The sequence below is a fragment of the Shewanella sp. A32 genome (assembly GCF_029167175.1).
Lineage (GTDB): Bacteria > Pseudomonadota > Gammaproteobacteria > Enterobacterales > Shewanellaceae > Shewanella > Shewanella yunxiaonensis.
This window is the reverse complement of record NZ_JARFTS010000059.1, coordinates 1-1,497: the sequence shown is the minus strand read 5'-3', so window position 1 is coordinate 1,497 and position 1,497 is coordinate 1. Positions and strand designations below refer to the sequence as shown.

At 52.3% G+C, this 1,497-nt stretch carries 1 rRNA gene; it reads left to right on the top strand.

The window, feature by feature from the left end:
- Window positions 1-1,497, top strand: a 23S ribosomal RNA gene (locus PY479_RS17515); the annotation flags it as partial.

The window sequence follows — 1,497 nt, the reverse complement described above, 5'->3', positions numbered from 1 at the left end:
AAGATAGGTGAGAATCCTATCCACCGTATGACTAAGGTTTCCTGGGGAAGGCTCGTCCTCCCAGGGTTAGTCGGGACCTAAGCCGAGGCCGAGAGGCGTAGGCGATGGATAACAGGTTGATATTCCTGTACTAGTTAAACTTGTTTGAACAATGGAGGGACGCAGTAGGCTAAGGAAAGCACCCAGCTGGAAAAGGGTGTCCAAGCAGTAAGTCTGAAGTAGAGTCAAATGCTTTACTTCTTAAGGACAAGCTGTGATGGGGAGCGAAATTTAAGTAGCGAAGTTCCTGACGTCACACTGCCGAGAAAAGCTTCTAGTTAGAGTTTAGCTACCCGTACCGCAAACCGACACAGGTAGTCGAGGAGAGTATCCTAAGGTGAGCGAGAGAACTCTCGTTAAGGAACTCGGCAAAATGACCCCGTAACTTCGGGAGAAGGGGTGCTGATCGCAAGATCAGCCGCAGTGAAAAGGCCCAGGCGACTGTTTATCAAAAACACAGGTTTCTGCAAAATCGTAAGATGACGTATAGGGGCTGACGCCTGCCCGGTGCTGGAAGGTTAAGGGAATGAGTTAGCGTAAGCGAAGCTCTGAACTGAAGCCCCAGTAAACGGCGGCCGTAACTATAACGGTCCTAAGGTAGCGAAATTCCTTGTCGGGTAAGTTCCGACCCGCACGAAAGGCGTAACGATCTGGGCACTGTCTCAACGAGAGACTCGGTGAAATTATAATACCCGTGAAGATGCGGGTTACCCGCGACAGGACGGAAAGACCCCATGGAGCTTTACTGTAACTTGATATTGAGTGTTTGTACAGCTTGTACAGGATAGGTAGGAGCCGTAGAATCCGGAACGCTAGTTTCGGAGTAGGCAATGGTGGGATACTACCCTCGTTGTATGAACCCTCTAACCCGCGCCACTAATCGTGGCGGGAGACAGTGTCTGGTGGGCAGTTTGACTGGGGCGGTCGCCTCCTAAAGAGTAACGGAGGCGCCCAAAGGTTCCCTCAGAATGGTTGGAAATCATTCGTAGAGTGTAAAGGCAGAAGGGAGCTTGACTGCGAGACAGACAGGTCGAGCAGGGACGAAAGTCGGGCTTAGTGATCCGGTGGTACCGTATGGAAGGGCCATCGCTCAACGGATAAAAGCTACCCTGGGGATAACAGGCTTATCTCCCCCAAGAGTTCACATCGACGGGGAGGTTTGGCACCTCGATGTCGGCTCATCGCATCCTGGGGCTGTAGTCGGTCCCAAGGGTTGGGCTGTTCGCCCATTAAAGCGGTACGCGAGCTGGGTTCAGAACGTCGTGAGACAGTTCGGTCCCTATCCGTCGCGGGCGTAGGAAATTTGAGAGGCGCTGTCCTTAGTACGAGAGGACCGGGATGGACACACCGCTGGTGTACCAGTTGTTCCGCCAGGAGCATCGCTGGGTAGCTATGTGTGGATGAGATAAACGCTGAAAGCATCTAAGTGTGAAACTCACCTCGAGATTAGATTTCCCA